Genomic DNA, 16,017 nt, shown 5'->3' on the forward strand with positions numbered 1-16,017 from the left:
ATGGCTATGAATTCACTGGGAGATTTGGCTCAGAACCTGATGCTGCGCAGCTATGGCACGCGCATCCGGAACGACATCAACACCCTGACCCGAGAACTGAGTACGGGCGAGGTTGCCGATGTTTCTGGTCGTCTACGCGGAGATTTTTCGCATCTTGCCGATATGGATCGGTCCCTGCGACGGCTTTCGGCGCTTTCAGCTGCAAATGCCGAAGCCAAACTTATGGCGTCGGCAAGCCAAGCTAGCCTTGCCACTGTGGAAGAGACGGTCACCGACCTGTCGGATTCGCTGCTGTCGGTCGCGCTCTCAAACCAGGCTGTCAGCCATGCGCATGCGGGCGTCAAGGCGCGTGGGGCGCTAGGAACGATGATATCCTCGCTGAACACTTCGGTCGGCGGGCGCAGCTTGTTTGCCGGTGTTGCGACGGACCAAGCTCCACTCTCCTCGGCTGATACAATCCTTTCTGGATTGCGTACGGCCCTTTCCGGTCTGTCCACTCCCGGTGATATCATGCAGGCTGCGCGAGACTGGTTTGATGATCCCGCAGGTTTTGTCGCAACTGTCTATACCGGATCGGATCAGTCTCTAGCGCCCGTTCAGGTGTCGGAAAATACTCAGGTCTCGCTGACACGTCGTGCCGACGATTCTGCATTTCGCGATGCGTTGCGCCTTGCTTCGGTCTCTGCGCTGGCAGAGGATCCAGCACTTGGTTTGTCTGCTGATACCAAGACTGCGCTTTTCAAGCAGATCGGTGTAGACCTTTTGGGCACCAGAGACGGTATCGTCACGCTTCAGGCCGAGATCGGAGATGCAGAGGCCAGAATCGAAAAGGCCGCAGCCAGGAATGGCGCCGCCAAGAGCGGCCTTGAACGTGCGCGCGGTGAACTCGTGGGCGCCGACCCTTACGAAACCGCTATTCGCCTAGAGGCAGTGCAGTACCAGTTGGAAAGCCTCTACACGACGACCGTGCGCAATTCGCGCCTCTCATTAGTGAATTTTCTGAGATGATAATGATCCGCCTTTTTGTCTTTCTCCTTCTGCTTCCTGGCCTGGCTCAGGCAGGGGCGGTTCGTCTGAAGGATCTCGTCGAATTTGATGGAGTCAGGGGAAACGACTTGGTTGGCTACGGTCTGGTGGTAGGCCTGAACGGGACGGGCGACGGGTTGCGCAACGCCCCCTTCACCGAAGAGATCATGTCGAACATCCTCGAGCGGTTGGGTGTCAACGTAACCGGCGAGGATTTTCGGCCAAAAAATGTTGCTGCGGTTTTCGTCACCGCCGCGCTACCGCCTTTTGCCCGGGTGGGCAGTCAGATAGATATAACTGTATCCGCGATCGGTGATTCCAAAAGCCTGCTTGGTGGCACCTTGATCATGACTCCGCTGAACGCGGCGGATGGGCAAATCTATGCGGTTGCGCAGGGTACGGTTCTTGCTGGCGGCGCTTCGGCCGAAGGTCAGGCGGCTTCGGTCGTACAGGGGGTGCCGACCTCCGGAGTGATCCCAGCAGGCGCGCGGGTGGAGCGGGAGATCGAATTCGACTTGAGGTCCTTGACCCGACTGCGCCTGGCGCTGCGTGAACCTGATTTCACCACCGCTGGGCGGATTGAGGCTGCGGTGAATACGGTGTTCAACGGTCGAGTCGCGGTGATGCGCGATTCAGGTACTGTCGAGTTGGATATCACGGCCACCCAGACCAAGTCGCCAGCCCATGCGATTGTCAGAATCGAGAACATACTTGTTGAACCGGAGCGGAAGGCGAGGGTGGTAGTGGACCAGCGTTCGGGAACAATCGTTATGGGAGCAGATGTGCGGATCTCGCGCGTGGCAGTGTCGCAAGGTAGCCTGACTTTGCGGGTCGAAGAGGCGCCGATCGCGGTGCAACCCAACCCGTTTGCCGAAGGCGACACCGTGATCGTTCCAAGAACAACAGCGGAAATCGAACAGGAACCCGGGATCAAACTGGCCGAAGTGCCAGAAAGCGCCTCGCTATCGGATGTGGTGGCGGGTCTCAACGCGCTGGGCGTGTCACCGCGCGACATGATCGACATCCTCAAAACAATCAAGGCAGCCGGTGCTTTGCACGCCGAATTCGTCGTACGCTGAGCAGTCGTCGCATACAGAACTGGGGTCGCCCTGTTTTTCTACCCACCGTTTCTGAATGTTGGGTCGTTAGTACGCCGGATATCAACCATATGCTGCAAACGTTTCGCCCCGCCGAAGGGCGGGGCGGATCTGGAGAGGTGTTTCGGATACTTGCTCAGGGAATGTAGCTACGAACCAGCGCGCTAGCGATAAGTGACCAGCCATCCGCAAGCACAAAGAAGGCCAGCTTGAAAGGGAGAGAAACGGTCGCTGGCGGCACCATCATCATGCCCATCGACATCAGCACTGCGGCCACCACCAGATCGATGATCAGGAAGGGTAGAAACACCAGAAAACCTATCTGAAACGCGCGTGCAATCTCGGAGAGCATGAAGGACGGCACCAGAACCGAGAGTGGAGCGTCAGGAGTCGCCGCCATCGCCGCACCGTCAGGCCGCAAACTGGCCATGGCAAAAAAGGTGTCCGCATCTAGCCTGGCGGCCATGAACCCTTTGAAGGGCGCGATTGCGTTTTCCAGCGCTGGTTCCAGTGACAGTTCTTCGGCCATCATAGGCGCGATGCCTGTTGTCCAAGCTTCCGTGAACACGGGCTCCATTACGAAATAGGTCAAGAATAGCGCCAAGCTGACAATCAGCATGTTGGGTGGCGACTGTTGCAATCCGATTCCCTGACGCAGGATTGCCAGAACTGTTACCAGAAAGGGGAAACAGGTGATCATGATGGCCAGCCCGGGCGCCAGGCTGAGCACGGTAATCAGCAGGATTAACTGTATCGTTCGGGCGGACACCGAGCCACCTTGGTCCAGCGAAAGGGAAATGTCCTGCGCGACCGCCGGCCCCGCAAGAAATGCACCGGTCAGCAGCGTTATGACCAACAAAACAGGTATGACGGGCCTCATCCCAAGTCGTAGGCCAGATCCGAGATTTCGATCAACCGCACGGCAAGCTGACCCGCTTGTTCTCCGGTTAACTCTTCGAGCTGGCCACGCGCCACCAGCCGGTCGCCGACATAGAGATCGACCGGATCCTCCACACGTTTGTCGAGGGTGAGGACGGCATTCTCGCCAAGTCCGATCAGATCCCGGATCAGCGGTCGCGCGCGCCCGACCGAAACGGTGATCTCGATCGGTACCGAATTGAAGGGGTTCTTTGGTTCGGTCGGTTTTTGCGGGTCGCTCATGTCACGATACCTCTTTGGCCTGATGCAGGAAGGACTCCATTGCCTCGTTGATCGAACTCAGAAGTGCCGAACAGTCGATGTCGCGCTCGGCAGTCCCGATTCGTAGACAGGCCTGCCCGGCGGGAAGCGATGATTCTTCGACCAGTTGAACGGGGAAAGAGAATTCCTCTGAAAGGATTGGTTTGAGCGAAGCGCTCACCCCTGATGGAACGATGAGGAGCGCCGGTTGCGAAACCTGCTCGCGAGCCATGGCTTTCAGCTGTTCGACGATATGGTGGGTATAGCTGCGTTTCATCGTTTTCGGTAGCACCGTTCCAACCAAGCTCTCGAACATCGGTTCCAGACTGTGGGTCATCTGGCTCAGCGCTTCGTGATAGGTAAAAGACAGATCCTCGAGATTGCGCACCAGGGTGGCGTTTAGCTGATCCTGCGCCTCGGATCGGGCGGATACGGCATCGTCCCAACCGGCAGAGTAGCCTTGCTCGAAGGCCGCAAGGCGGTACTCTTCCAACGTATCCTCGTCCATAAGCCGAACTCTGCTGGGATCCATCAGATTGACTTCGAAGTCTTCTAGAAGATGCGCGATGGTCATCAGACTTTTTCCTCATTCTCTTCAAGCCAACCGCGAAGAATCTCTATCGTCTCTTCCTGTTTGTCACCGATCATCGCGCGGAGGCGCTCCACAGGAGTGTTCCCAACCCCCGCTAGGGCAGGTACCCCGCCGCGCGTCTTTGGATTCGCGTTGGAAAGCTGAGCCAGCCCTGGGCTCCCGTCGTCGATCTCGCCGGTCAGTGTAGGGATCGCAGCTTCCGCGGTGGCTCCATCCGAAGGCTGTGCCACCGCTAGAAGTTGCGGCGAACCAACAGGTTTGCTCAGGATCGGTCGAACAACAAAGAGGCCTAAAACCAGCGTGACCAATGCTAGAGTTGCCATCTGGATCAGCGACATCATGTCAAATCTCAACCCTTGCATCATCGAACTGCTGGCCAGAGTTCCCTGCGGTTCAATCTCCGGGAGTTCCATGGATTTAAGTGTGATCACGTCGCCACGAGTTTCGTCGAACCCTACCGCCGATTCCACCAATTCCCGCAGAGCGGACAGCTCTTCCTCTGGGCGTGGCGTGAACTGGCTGCTTCCATTTTCCGCGGCGCCTGGCAAACCGTTGACCAGGACAGCCACGCTCAGCCGTTTGATGGCGCCGGGCGCGCGTAGGATCTCTGTTTCGGTTTCCGAGACCTCGTAATTCACCCTTTCGCGCGTGGCGCTGGTGCTCGAGTTGGATTCGTCGCCAACCGATCCGTCTCCGTCCGGTAGATTGGAGGCAACCGTGACATCTGAGGATTGATTCTTGGACGCGTCAGATCGCTCCTCGATATCGGTACTGATGGCGATACGGCCATTGGGGTCCAGCCGGCGCTCGCGGATCGATTCCGTTTCGGTCACCGCATCAACGCTCACTTCGACAATTGCATTGCCGCGTCCGACCCGTGCTTCGACCAGTCGTAGAACCCGCTCTCGCATCTGCTGCGAGCGCTCCTCGAAGTTACTTGAGTTCGGGGTTTCAAGCGGGCCGATAACGTTTCCGTTTGAATCGATCACGGTAACCCCGTCGGCGGCCATCCCAGAAATTGCCGAGGCGACAAGATAGCGAATCGCGTTTGCCTGTGCCGGCGTCACCTCTGAGCCCGAAGGGACGATCGATACGGATGCGGTCGGTGCTATGTTGCGTTGGAACGGGCTGGACGAACTGTTGGCGATATGTACCCGCGCCTGAGCTACATGTGGGCTAGCCACGATGGTACGGGCCAATTCACCTTCCTTTGCGCGCCAATAGGCAGCATCGAACATCTGCGATGTGGTACCAAAACCGCTGAGCGAATCGAGCAACTCGTACCCTCGACCACCGTTTGCAGGTAGCCCCTCGGACGCCAGAGTCAGGCGCAACTCGTCCCTCTGCGCAACCGGTACATAGATCGATCCGCCGCGCACCTCAAATAAAACACCTTGTTGCTCCAGCGAACGCACGACCTCCCCCGCCGAGCCGTTCTCAAGCCCTGCGTAGAGCAGCTGCATGTTCGGTGTCCCGGCAATTCTGGTCAGCCCCATAACGCCGAGAAACATCGCCAGAACAGCACCGATGACGATGAATTGTCTCTTCTTGTCCAAACTTGCCCAGACATTTCTTATCTGCTGCACGTCTACCTCCGTCTCGCCGACTTTCTGCGCGGTACTCCTCCTGTTTCACCGATTGGCCTTAACAATCGGTTAGTTCCTGTCGGGCTAGTAAGGTTCTTGAACCAAGAACGAGGACGGCATGACGGACACAACCGCCGATGAAGTCGAACTAGAAAAGAAACCGGGTAAGAAAAGCCTAGTTATTGGATTAGTTCTGGCACTTGCCGGATCAGGCGCTGGGTACTTCGCCACGGCTTCGGGGACGATTCGCTTGGGCGCCCATCCTGTCGAAAGTGATACTGAGGCGGGCGTTTCCTATGGTGCCCAGTTGCCAGATCAGCTGCCGGATATCGCTTTTGTCGATTTGCAGCCGATCATGGTATCGCTGCTCAGAGAAAACGGGCAGCGGCACCTTAGATTTCATGCGCAGTTGGAAGTTCCCGAACATTATCTGGCGGATGTCGAGAAAATCAGGCCCCGCATTGTTGATGTGCTGAACGGTTATTTGCGCGCCGTTGAGATCGATGATCTTAGCGATCCGCTGGCCCTGACGCGCCTACGCGGGCACATGCAGCGGCGGATCAACATTGTCGCGGGCGAAGGGCGTGTCAACGACGTGCTCGTAATGGAATTCGTACTGAACTAGGAGAGTGCCTTGGAACTGATTGCGGATATTCTTCTGGTCGCCGGTGCGTTGGGTGCCGGTCTGTATTGCTTTGTGCTCGGTCGCCGTTTGAAACGGTTCAACAACCTTGAAAAAGGTGTTGGGGGTGCGGTTGCGGTTCTTTCGTCGCAGGTGGACGAGTTGAACAAGACCCTCGCGTCGGCCCGAGACGCGTCAGATAGTTCTGGTGCTGCCTTGAGTGCGCTCAGCGAGCGCGCCGAAGCGGTTGCACAACGGCTTGAGTTGATGATGGCGTCGTTGCATGACGTCCCGCCAGCTTCGACGGTACCTCCGCCAAAAATTGTAGAAAAGGAACTGAAACCTGTGCGTGCAGACGAGGAGAAACAGGCGCCTGCGGGGGTCATGTTCAAGCGGCATGGCCGAAACAATAGTGGAGCCGCACCATGAAACGTAAAAAACGCGAGACCTCTGGTCGCGGAAGCGCGCTGCTGCTGATTTCGGTGCTGATGATTGGATCCGCACTTATCCGGATCGGTCTCGAGGCTGGGCCCGCCCTTGCTCGCGAAGTGGTTGAGGAACCAGTTCAGAATGCGGGTGTCAAAGAAAAGCGCAGCGCACTGGCCGAGTCGGATCTTCATGCGCTGCTGGCTACGCTGCGACAGCGCGAAAAGGACCTGAACCAACGTGAGTCACGCGTTTTGGAACGCATGCGCGCGCTGGAAATAGCAGAAGTGGCAATCGAGCGGAAATTGGCCAAGTTGGCCGAAGCCGAAGAAGATTTACGCGAAACTGTTGCCGCAGCAAGCGTCGCTGCCGAGAGCGATCTGAGCCGACTGACCGAAGTTTATGAAAAGATGAAACCCAAGGAATCTGCGGCATTGTTTGAAGAGATGGACGCAAGCTTTGCCGCGGGTTTTCTGGCCCGGATGCGACCTGAGGCGGCGGCGGATATCATGGCGGGTCTAACCCCTAAAGTAGCCTACACGATCAGTGTCGTTCTGGCAGGGCGAAATGCCAATGTACCTACTGAATAAAAACGAGAAATTAGGAAACTCCTGCTTGAATCGTGTTTCAACCGGAATGAGTGGAGCGCGGAAATGATCGGCATTCTTGGAATCGTTGTGATCTTTGCGATGGTTTTCGGTGGCTATTTGGCCGCCGGTGGAAAGATGACGATCATCCTCAAATCTCTGCCATTTGAGATTATGATGATTGGTGGAGCGGCGACGGGGGCGTTTCTCATTTCCAATGATATGGGTGGAGTAAAGCACACGCTCAAGGATTTAGGGAAGGTATTCAAGGGCCCGAAATGGAAACCTGAGGATTACCAGGACCTGCTATGTCTTCTTTTTTCGCTCATCCGCATCGCGCGACAGAATCCGGTCGAGGTAGAGCAACATATCGAGGATCCTGCGAATTCCACGCTGTTCTTGAAATATCCTCGCATCCAGGCCGACCGCGAAGCTGTGGATTTGATCTGCGACACAATGAGGTCGGCGGCGATGAACTATGACGATCCACACCAGGTCGAGGAAGTCCTGGAAAAACGGATGGAAGCGAACCTGCATCATGCGATGCATTCCAGCCATGCGCTTCAAACTGTTGCGGATGGGTTGCCGGCATTGGGAATCGTTGCGGCCGTGCTGGGTGTGATCAAAACCATGGGCTCGATCGATCAGCCGCCCGAGGTACTGGGTAAGCTGATCGGCGGCGCGTTGGTCGGAACATTTCTTGGGGTGTTCCTCGCCTATGGTCTCGTTGGTCCATTTGCGTCCAAGGTCAAAGCCGTCGTTGAAGAGGACAATCATTTCTATCTGCTGATCAAGGAGGTGCTGGTCGCCAATCTGCACGATCACAATGCGGCCATGTGTATCGAAGTGGGTCGGCAGAACACGCCTTCGCACATCCGCCCTGGTTTCGCCGCTCTCGAGCAGGCGTTGAAAGACGTCAAGCAGGATGCTGCCTGATGGCTAGGGTGCTGTTGGCTTTGTTGTTCTTTCTTGCGGCGTTGCCGGTGGATGCAACTGAGGTTGAAGTGCGCTCAGGAGAACATGGGGATTTCACGCGGCTCGTGTTACGCATCCCCGTTCGGACTGAATGGAACCTGAAAAATGCGGTGCGATCGTCGCAATTGACAGTCGCGCTGCCCGACCTGAAGTTTGAGTACGATACTGTTTTTGAACGCGTGCCACGCAAGCGGCTAGAAGAATTGCGCCAGTCAGAAATTGGCGCTCCTCTTGAGATGCTATTTGCCTGCGATTGTGAGGCGCGAGCCTTTGTACAGTCTGGCACATTGCTTGTGATCGATATTCGTGACCGGCCTGCCGACAGCCCCCGGCTCAGGCTTCCGTTGGTGCGGGATCAGGTGTTGGATGTACGGGCGGAGGGCGCCGTCTCCGCGCCGCAAGATCACGCTGTTGAGGATCGGGTGGCAGAAATCGCGCTTACTGAGGACACCGAACTGCTCATCGCTGACGCGCGCCGTCATCAAGCGTTCCTGGATATCCCGGTTCCACTGGCGGGAGAGAGAGCTGTGGAGAACAGGCTTTACTCTCGTATTTTGCGGGGGGTCGATCAGGAAGTGTTGGCGCTGAGGTTTCGAGACGAGCCGGGGACCGAAAGAGGGTCGACAGAAGCCCAAGCGGCGTTGACCGAAACACTTACCGAAGGACTAGGATTGCCGAACTTGCGAGTCACGACAGTTGTTGATCGTGATTTGCATGCGGCGCGTGAGGGGCACACCAGCCTGCCCGCGGTTCAACAATGCATCGAAGACCAGCAGTTGGCGGTAGGGGAGTGGGCGGATAACAGGCCGTTCAGCACCCAACATGCAGATTTGCGCGATGGGCTATTTGGTGAGTTTGACAAGGTCGATGCTCGGGCCGCGCTTGCGCTTGCGCGATTCTACCTTCATTTCGGGTTCGGCGACGAAGCCTCTGTCACCCTTGAGCTTCTGAAGCCTTCGTACTCGGAGCACAAGCTCCTTGCTGCGCTCGCCGCTGCGGTAGAAGGGCGCCAGGAACCCGAGGGAAATCCCTTGGCGGGCCTTCAGGGTTGCGACAATGCTGTGGCGATGTGGTCGGTGCTCAGCGAAAAAAGTGCATCTGAGGCAACGGATACCAACGCGGTATTGCGCAGCTACGGGCGACTACCTTTGCATCTGCGAGCTTATCTGGGCCCGGTTTTGGGAGAATATCTAGCCAATGCCGGTTTTGCAGACGCTGCCCATCAATTGGTTCGTGCGGCTGAACGGATCAATGAAGGGGACCAAGCGGCCATCGCTGTTGTCGAGGCCAAGATTGCTGGGCTGAACAACAAACCCGACATACGAGAGCAGAAGCTGAAGGCGGTTATCGAGGACGCATCCGCTCCGACCCACGCCCCGCTTGCGTTGGTCGACCTGATTGAAAAGCGTTGGTCCGAAGGTGGCGATATCACCCCGCAGGAGTTGCTGTTGGCCGCCTCGTACTTGCACGAATTCCGCAGATCAGAGATCGGGCCTCGAGTTCAAACAGCATATGTGATCGCGCTCGCTCTCTCTGCGCAATTCGATGAAGCAATTGGGGCGCTAGCTGAACCCGGTCAGGATCGCAGATCCGAAATCTGGCAGGAAACGGTTGATCGTATCGTCAAGCGGATCATGTCCCATGCAAGCGATATCACGTTTCTGCGCCATGTAGCGATGCTTGATAGCGATCTATTTATCGCCGTGAAGGCGGATACCGCGACTTTGGTTGCGCAGCGATTGATCGAGTTGGGCTTTTTTGAGGATGCACTCCGATATGCCGATCGACCGCAGGACCGCAAATCTCGAGGAGCCCGTGCGGAAATCATCGCTCGCGCCACGCTTGGTATGGGACGCCCCCATCGAGCGCTGTTGGAGCTTGAAAGTACCAGCGGGGCCGAAGCCGAACGCTTGCGTGCCGAAGCGATGAGCGAGGCGGGAGCGCTGGAGCAGGCGGCTGAGGCGTTGTTGAGAGCTGGTGATCTTGATGCGGCGAGCCGGTACATTTGGCTGGCTGGCTCCGATGCGCCCATCGCAGGAGGTGAAGAAACTCGATTTGGCGGGATCCATCTGATGGGGCAAGCCCTGCTGGAAGAGAGAAAACCATCCGCCGCAACGCCTCTTGCCGCTGCGCGCGAACTGGTCGATGACAGTACGCGGATACGCGATCAGATTGGTATCTTGTTGGATCGCCTTCAGTGAATGCGACCGGTCGTGGATACTTGGCCCGATATCTGAGTTCTTCGCTATGCAGAGGCAGCGCCCGACAAAGCCGTGTCTTCTGGTAAATAGGTTAGCGTGCGTTTTTTCCGGGTATAAGGGTTCTCCAGTGACGTTGTTGTTGGGGGCTTGACCCCAAGAAATCTGACAGATCCCTTGAAGCATCCATAATTATTGGCGTCTCTCCAAATTGAGACATATCGTACAATGAAAGCTCGCGGCAGGGCTTGGCCTCCCTGACCTCCGGCTGCACAAAATAGCTTGGGCGTTTCACGCTGCGAAAACAATGTCTGAATTTAACCTTCCTTCTGCAGGTGGTTTAGCCAATCGGATCGAACAGATGCTTCATCACGTCGGAGAACCGGCTTTGAGGATCAGTGAGGGCGAGAGTAGCGTCGCGCAACGCCGCGACTCGCTCAGCTCCGAGGCTCGGCGCGGCGAATTCCATGAACTTGTCAACGAGCTCTGCCCGGGGCATCGGTGCTTCGGGTCCACCTCTAGCATTGATATCGCCAGATTTCAGTATGCGCCCATCGGTCGTAGTGATCTCGACATCTGCCCATCGACCGGCTGGAAACCGGCTGCTGTGACGCGGGTCTTCGCTCACCGTGATCCTTTGCATGATTTCAGCCACTAGTGGATCGGTCAAACCGGTTCCGGCGACATGTTCGGCCCCGATACGCCCATAGGCGATATGCACAGCGACCGGAAAGGGCAGGGAGTATTGCGCGATCGCGGTGGTTGGTGGCAGCCCCTGATAGAGGCAGGCCGCCTGATGAAAGCTGTTCACATGGACTTGCGCGATATCGGGGTGCGAGAGCTGGTGGTCCAGCATCACCTGCCTTACCCCGTCAATGGCCGCATGCGCCCAGCGGCAGATCGGATAGGGCTTCACATATTGGCGCTCCATCTGCCAGAATTGGCCCAGGTCCTCCCAATAGGGCGTGGCCTCAGGCGCCTCCATGGTGATCGCGGGTGCGCCGGTGAACCCGTGCTCGGCAAGGATCATCGACGACATCCCGACCATCGCGCCCCAGCCCGAGCCGTCATGCAGCATCGTGGGTGTCGCGATCTCGCGCATCATCTGGCTGCGGGGGCCATGATACTCGGCAATGCCCAGCGCCTGCCGCATCGTCTCGCGCCCCTGCCCGCGCAGTCGCGCCGCCATCGCCACCACGCCCAGGCAGTTCCACGCGCCCGAGGTGTGATAGTCGCTGACCGTGGCATGCAACGCGATGCCCGCGCGCCCGGCCACCTCGTATCCCACGGTGATTGCGGCCAGCGCCTCGGGCCCGGACAGATCAGGCAGATGCTGCGCCAATGTCGCCAGGGTCGGGATCACCACGACACCGATATGCCCCTTAGTCGGGTTGTACCCGTCATGTCCATCCAGATTGTCGGTTTGGGTGGCGGCGGCATAGGCCGCGCCCGCCAGACTGACGCGCCGCCCGTCGAACATCATGCGCGCGCTATGGGCCGGATCGGAGCTGCCATAGAGCAGAGTCGCGGTCTGCCGCGCAATCACGCCCGCCTCCATAGGGCTCGCCGCAGCAACGATCCCCAGCGTATCCAGCGCCATCAGTGCGGCGGCCTCCAGCGTGCTGGCAGGTATGTCACCGGGAGCGCGGTCAAGCGCGAAATCGGCGATCCGGTCAAAGGTAGAGAGGGGTTTGCTCATCAGTGCGGTCATCGGGCCTCCTTCGCCCATAGGGGCGTCTCCGACGCCAAGGCTAGACGCTTGCCTGCCCCACCACACGCAAAAATGTCGGGGCCTTTGCCCCGAATATTTTATTGCCCCGGATGGTATTGCTTTGAACACGGCCGGGCAGGACAGGGCTTGCCGCAACCGGGCCAACCGGCAATAGACTGGTGCCATGAAACACCTGCCGCATCTCACCTTCCTGCGCTCGTTCGAGGCCGCCGCCCGCCACCTGAGCTTCACCGCTGCCTCCGAGGAACTGAACTGCACCCAATCGGCAGTCAGCAACCATGTCCGCTCACTCGAGGAATATATCGGCCGCCCGCTCTTCGTCCGCCTTCCCCGCGCGCTGGCCCTGACCGAGGTGGGAGAGGCCTATCTCCCCTCGGTCCGCCACGCCCTTCAGGAAATCGACGTCGCGACGGAGGCGCTGCTGTCCCAGAAGCGGCGGCGCGAGGTGGTGGTCTCCTGCCCCACCAGCCTGGCTTCGGTCTGGCTCGCCGGCGTGCTGCGCGACTTTCACCTCACCCATCCCGATATCCTGGTCACCGTGCATGGGACCGTCTGGACCGATGTGGAACAGGACGTGTCCGACATCTCGATCACGATGGACCACACCGATGACATCCCCGATGGCGCGGCGCAACTCTGGGACGAACGGCTGGCTCTCGTCTGCGCCCCCGATTTCCGGGTTGAAGGCAAGCCCCTGACCGACCCGGCGCAGCTGGTGCGCGCCCGCCGGATCCAGGTGCTCGGCCGCCCGATCTACTGGGAGCTGATGGCGCGCCATTTCGGCATCAAGATCTTCGAGGCCACCGGCGGGTACAAGACCGATGTCTCCTCCCTCGCCGCCCGCCTGGCGGCCGAGGGCCTCGGCTGCGCCGCCCTGCCGCGCGTGCTTGCCCGCCCCTATCTGGATCAGGGCGAATTGATCGAACCGTTCCAGACCGACATCCGCAACCCTTGGGTCTATTGCGCCCGGTTCAAAAGCCGCACGCCAACGCCCTCGGTCCGCCTGTTCAAATCCTGGTTGCTCGACGCGGCCGCCCGGATGGAGGGCTGACCGCCGCCTGCGCAAAAACCGATCCAGCTTCTTTCTGGTCGAAAATACTCAAATTCCGACCCGGCCACTTGCGCACCGGATCGGCACAAGGCTCACCCGCGCAACCGCGCCCCCGCCGGATCGAATGGCGGTTCGGCCAGCAACACCGCCTTGTGCGGCTTGCCCAACAGGAACACTTCCAGCACGTCGCCCGGTTTCGCCACCGCCGGGTTGGCATAGCCGATGGCCAGCGACTTGCCCACCGAGTAACCATAAGCGCCCGAGGTCACCCGCCCCACCGGCCTTCCGTCTGGGGTAAAGATCGGCTCACCGCCACTGGCGTCCGCCCCATGCGCGGCCTCGATCTCGAAGACCGACAGCACCTCGCGCACCGGGTTGTCCTTGATCTTCAGCCAGGCCGCCTTGTTCAGGAACTCCTTGTCGGCCTTGATCAACCGCTCCAGTCCCACTTCCTGCGGCCAGTATTCCGGGCTGTATTCCCGGCCCCAGGACCCATAGCCCTTCTCGATGCGCAAGGACCCGAGCGCCCGGCTGCCCACCGGCCCGCCGCCGATCTCGCGGGCGGCCGCAATCAGCGCGGTGTAGAGCCGCACCTGATCCCCCTCGGCGCAATGCAGCTCCCAGCCCAGATCGCCGGTGAAGCTGACCCGGATCGCCAGACAGGTCACGCCCGCCACCTCGATCGTGGCCGAGCGCATGAAGGGGAAGCCCTCGTTCGACAGATCGGCGTTGGTCAGGCGCTGCAACATGTCGCGCGCCTTGGGTCCGGCCACGTTATAGCCCGCGATGCGGTTGGTCGCGACCTCGCACGTGGTGCCCTCGGGCAAGTCCACCATGTTGAAGAAGCGCTGGTGATAGCGTTCGGCCATGCCCGAGCCCACCATCATATAGGTATCCTCGCCGGTCATGGTGATGGTGAAATCACCCGCGATCCCGCCCCGGACGCCGATCAAAGGCGTCAGACAGGATCTGCCCACGACAGTGGGCACCCGGTTCGCCACCAGCCGGTCCAGCCAGTCGCGGGCACCCGGCCCCTTGATCTCGTAATTGGCAAAGTTCGAGATGTCGATCACGCCCACCTGCTCGCGCAGCATCCGCACCTCGCGGCCCACCGGCTCCCACCAGTTCTGGCGGGTAAAGCCCACGGTCTCGGTCACACCGGGGCGGTCGGCGAACCACAGCGGATGCTCCCAGCCGCAGTTCATGCCGAACACCGCGCCCATCTCCTTTTGCATCTCGTATGCCGGACGCACCCGCGCCGGTCGCCCGGCGCTGCGTTCCTCGTTGGGGAAATGGATGGCAAAGCGATGGGTATACTGGTCCTGCACCCGCGCCTTGGTGAATTTCTTGTCGGCCCAGTCGCCGAACCGCGCCAGGTCCCAGGCGAACATGTCGTATTGCGGCTCGCCCTCGATCATCCATTGCGCCGCCAAAAGGCCCAGACCCCCCGATTGCGAAAAGCCGGGGATGATGCCGCCGCAGACGAAATAGTTCCGCAATTCCGGCACCGGTCCCCACAGCGCGCTCGAATCCGGCGACCAGATCATCGGCCCGTTGATCACCCGCTTGACGCCTGCCGTCGCCGCCACCGGCACCCGCTCGGTGGCGCGGATCACGTTTTCCATGATCCGGTCCAGATCGTCGGGGAACAGGTCATGGGCAAAATCCAGCGGCGTGCCGTTTTCGGCCCAGAACTTCATGTCCTTTTCATAGGCGCCGATCAGCAGCCCGTTGCCTTCCTGCCGGAAGTAGTATTCGCCGTCCCGATCCGCGATCGAGGGCAGGCGGCGGCCCAGTGCCGCCACCTCGGGGATGGCCTCGGTCACGAAATACTGATGCTCGGTCGGTTGCAGCGGCAGGGTGATCCCCGCCAGCGCCGCCACCTCGCGCCCCCACAGGCCCGCCGCGTTGACCACCCATTGGGTGTGAATGTCGCCCTTCTCGGTGCGCACGATCCAGCTGCCATCGGGCTGGGGCTCGGTGCCGATCACCGGACAGAACCGCTCGATGGTGGCGCCCATGGCGCGGGCTCCGGCGGCATAGGCATAGGTCACGCCCGACGGGTCCACGTTGCCGCCATCGGGCTCGTACATGATGCAGCGGATATCGTCGAACTGCGCCAGCGGGTGCAGTTCCTTCGCGCGGTCCTTGTCGATCTCGTAGAAATTCAGCCCGTAATACCGCGCCTTGGCCTCTTGCAACCGAAGCTGGTGTTCGCGCGCCTCGGTCTGCGCCAGATAGAGCGAGCCCGCCTGGAACACGCCGCAGCCCTGCCCGGTCTCCTTCTCCAGCTCCTTGTACAGGTTCATCGTGTAATGCTGGATACGGGTAATGTTGTTGTTGTCATGCAGCCCATGGATATTCGCGGCCGCATGCCAGGTGGATCCGCTGGTCAGCTCGTCCCGCTCCAGCAAGACGACATCGCGCCACCCCAGCTTGGCCAGGTGATAAAGGATCGAGCAACCGACAAGGCCGCCGCCGATCACGACGGCCTGAGCATGGGTTTTCATGGGGCGGATCTCCGTTCTGCCAGTTCAGAAACCCTAGCCAAAGGCGACGCGCACCACCCGCCAAATTTTTGATGTGCAGGGGCCGGTTTTCGTTTTGCTTGCTCAGACAGCGGTCGCCCAAAACACCGGGCGCAGCTTTGGTGCAGGGCGATAGGCCCTTTGCAGGACGTTGAACCAAAACGATTTTTTCAGGGAAGATATGGTGCCCAGGAGAGGACTCGAACCTCCACGACCTTGCGGTCACTGGCACCTGAAGCCAGCGCGTCTACCAATTCCGCCACCTGGGCAGGTGTCGTGAGGGGGCGTTTAAGCCTAGCCGCGAGGAGCGTCAACCGGATTTTTTCGGTTTTGCAAAAGTTTTTTGAACCGCCCCCTGCAGCCCCATGCCGAAACCGGGGTGGACTCGGGTTGCGCGGCACTATTGCGCCTTGTTTGG

General features: G+C 59.4%; 14 protein-coding genes and 1 tRNA gene. 8 read left to right on the forward strand and 7 right to left on the reverse strand.

From position 1 onward, the window contains the following. Both MB818_RS14320 and MB818_RS14325 read left to right on the forward strand, forming a co-directional pair. Window positions 1-1,008 carry a flagellin gene (locus tag MB818_RS14320; protein ID WP_234139974.1) on the forward strand — a complete coding sequence of 336 codons (1,008 nt, stop codon included), beginning with the start codon at window positions 1-3 and terminating at the stop codon, window positions 1,006-1,008. Beyond that, window positions 1,005-2,105, forward strand: coding sequence for a flagellar basal body P-ring protein FlgI (locus MB818_RS14325; RefSeq protein WP_234139973.1), 1,101 nt, complete (start codon window positions 1,005-1,007; stop codon window positions 2,103-2,105). The genes MB818_RS14320 and MB818_RS14325 overlap by 4 nt, the downstream gene beginning before the upstream one ends. Window positions 2,106-2,259: 154 nt before the next feature. Here the strand turns inward: MB818_RS14325 and fliP are convergent, their stop codons facing one another. From fliP to fliF, 4 genes are read right to left on the reverse strand one after another with little or no spacing between them, the layout of a single operon-like run. Continuing rightward, window positions 2,260-3,003, reverse strand: coding sequence for a flagellar type III secretion system pore protein FliP (fliP, locus tag MB818_RS14330; protein WP_234163575.1), 744 nt, complete (start codon window positions 3,001-3,003; stop codon window positions 2,260-2,262). Further along, the gene (locus MB818_RS14335) at window positions 3,000-3,284 is read right to left on the reverse strand and encodes a FliM/FliN family flagellar motor switch protein (RefSeq protein ID WP_234139971.1); all 285 of its coding nucleotides are present in this window, start codon (window positions 3,282-3,284) and stop codon (window positions 3,000-3,002) included. The genes fliP and MB818_RS14335 overlap by 4 nt, the downstream gene beginning before the upstream one ends. A gap of 1 nt (window position 3,285) precedes the next feature. Then, on the reverse strand, window positions 3,286-3,876 hold the full coding sequence (locus MB818_RS14340) for a FliH/SctL family protein (RefSeq protein ID WP_234139970.1): 591 nt from the start codon (window positions 3,874-3,876) through the stop codon (window positions 3,286-3,288). Next, on the reverse strand, window positions 3,876-5,480 hold the full coding sequence (gene fliF, locus MB818_RS14345; protein WP_234177866.1) for a flagellar basal-body MS-ring/collar protein FliF: 1,605 nt from the start codon (window positions 5,478-5,480) through the stop codon (window positions 3,876-3,878). The genes MB818_RS14340 and fliF overlap by 1 nt, the downstream gene beginning before the upstream one ends. 118 nt (window positions 5,481-5,598) lie before the next feature. On the opposite strand from fliF, the gene MB818_RS14350 reads away from it, so the two are divergent. The 5 genes from MB818_RS14350 to MB818_RS14370 all read left to right on the forward strand — a co-directional run bounded on the left by MB818_RS14350 (window position 5,599) and on the right by MB818_RS14370 (window position 10,291). Next, a complete protein-coding gene (locus MB818_RS14350) occupies window positions 5,599-6,105 on the forward strand; it encodes a flagellar basal body-associated FliL family protein (RefSeq protein ID WP_234139968.1) in 507 nt (168 codons plus the stop codon). A 9-nt stretch (window positions 6,106-6,114) separates the two neighbouring features. Beyond that, the gene (locus MB818_RS14355) at window positions 6,115-6,531 is read left to right on the forward strand and encodes a hypothetical protein (protein ID WP_234139967.1); all 417 of its coding nucleotides are present in this window, start codon (window positions 6,115-6,117) and stop codon (window positions 6,529-6,531) included. Beyond that, window positions 6,528-7,118, forward strand: coding sequence for a MotE family protein (locus MB818_RS14360; RefSeq protein WP_234139966.1), 591 nt, complete (start codon window positions 6,528-6,530; stop codon window positions 7,116-7,118). The genes MB818_RS14355 and MB818_RS14360 overlap by 4 nt, the downstream gene beginning before the upstream one ends. 63 nt (window positions 7,119-7,181) lie before the next feature. Then, window positions 7,182-8,051 carry a flagellar motor stator protein MotA gene (motA, locus tag MB818_RS14365; protein WP_238905524.1) on the forward strand — a complete coding sequence of 290 codons (870 nt, stop codon included), beginning with the start codon at window positions 7,182-7,184 and terminating at the stop codon, window positions 8,049-8,051. After that, window positions 8,051-10,291 (forward strand): hypothetical protein, encoded by a 2,241-nt coding sequence (locus tag MB818_RS14370; protein WP_234139964.1) that lies wholly within the window; start codon window positions 8,051-8,053, stop codon window positions 10,289-10,291. The genes motA and MB818_RS14370 overlap by 1 nt, the downstream gene beginning before the upstream one ends. Before the next feature lie 337 nt (window positions 10,292-10,628). On the opposite strand, the gene MB818_RS14375 is transcribed toward MB818_RS14370, so the two are convergent. Further along, window positions 10,629-11,999 (reverse strand): MmgE/PrpD family protein, encoded by a 1,371-nt coding sequence (locus tag MB818_RS14375; RefSeq protein ID WP_234139963.1) that lies wholly within the window; start codon window positions 11,997-11,999, stop codon window positions 10,629-10,631. A 184-nt stretch (window positions 12,000-12,183) separates the two neighbouring features. On the opposite strand from MB818_RS14375, the gene MB818_RS14380 reads away from it, so the two are divergent. Continuing rightward, entirely contained in the window at window positions 12,184-13,071 is an 888-nt protein-coding gene (locus MB818_RS14380; RefSeq protein WP_238905525.1) for a LysR substrate-binding domain-containing protein, read from the forward strand. Window positions 13,072-13,163: 92 nt separating this feature from the next. On the opposite strand, the gene MB818_RS14385 is transcribed toward MB818_RS14380, so the two are convergent. Both MB818_RS14385 and MB818_RS14390 read right to left on the reverse strand, forming a co-directional pair. After that, the gene (locus MB818_RS14385) at window positions 13,164-15,581 is read right to left on the reverse strand and encodes a GcvT family protein (protein ID WP_238905527.1); all 2,418 of its coding nucleotides are present in this window, start codon (window positions 15,579-15,581) and stop codon (window positions 13,164-13,166) included. Window positions 15,582-15,781: 200 nt separating this feature from the next. Further along, window positions 15,782-15,868: transfer RNA gene (locus MB818_RS14390), tRNA-Leu, on the reverse strand. Between the last annotated feature and the right edge of the window lie 149 nt (window positions 15,869-16,017).

The sequence above is a fragment of the Ruegeria alba genome, assembly GCF_022321465.1.
GTDB lineage: Bacteria > Pseudomonadota > Alphaproteobacteria > Rhodobacterales > Rhodobacteraceae > Ruegeria_B > Ruegeria_B alba.